Genomic DNA, 860 nt, shown 5'->3' with positions numbered 1-860 from the left:
ACCAACCTCTCATCTGTCTAAGTAAATATACTATTAAATAAAATGGTAAAAACATAAATATTCTATATCTTATTTTAAATGTGGAAATAGCAAGCAAGAAGACCGAAACGATCCCAGAAAAACAGCCAAAAATTAGGATTGTTACAATATAATATACATATATGTTACTATGATATAAATTTGGAAAAAGATAACTAGATGCATACATATAATAAGTATCAGAATAAATTTCAAAATTAGTCAAGGTCCCAGTTGCTTCTATTGGAAATGTAAGTATATTTAGTACTAAGCCTATCATGAAAGGTAAAAAGAAAACCGTAAACCCTCCAATAAATGCAGCAAGAACTTTTGACAGATAATAACTTTTAATGTTTTGCCTTGCTTGAACAATTGAGTAAATATTTACCTCCCTATCCGTCATAAAAAGGAATCCTGCTGGAAGTACAACAATAAATGGGTAGTACATCATGAAAAACCATGAATATTGCGAGTCTGAATTTAACGCACTTAATACCGCAGGATGATACATATCCGATACATCATACCCCCATAATTTGAATACATAATATAGATAAGTTACTATTACATAACCTAATACTATTAAGAATGAAATTTGAAAACCTTTTTTATGAAACATAACGCTTAACTGCATTTTTGTTGATTTGAGCAACATAACTATTCCTCCAAATATTACTTTATTTAAATAATGAGTTTCTATCCAACGGTTTAAGAATTAGCTTCTTTCAATTACTACCTTTCACTCTATACCAGTATGTATAAACCTTTGTAAAGCCCAACTTATTATATAACTTAATAGCACCTTCATTTTCTACTGCTACCTGTAGATACGCTTTGATAGC

1 protein-coding gene is annotated in these 860 nt (G+C 29.5%); it reads right to left on the bottom strand.

What is annotated here, in order from left to right; all coding sequences use genetic code 11:
- Positions 1-673: hypothetical protein (locus ACW2QF_RS11760; protein ID WP_455716195.1), on the bottom strand; the 673-nt coding region annotated here is incomplete at its 3' end.
- Positions 674-860 lie beyond the last annotated feature (187 nt).

The sequence above is a fragment of the Anaerosporobacter sp. genome, from assembly GCF_965301125.1.
Note: the sequence above shows the minus strand (reverse complement) of the source record. Positions and strands in the feature narration are given on the sequence as shown.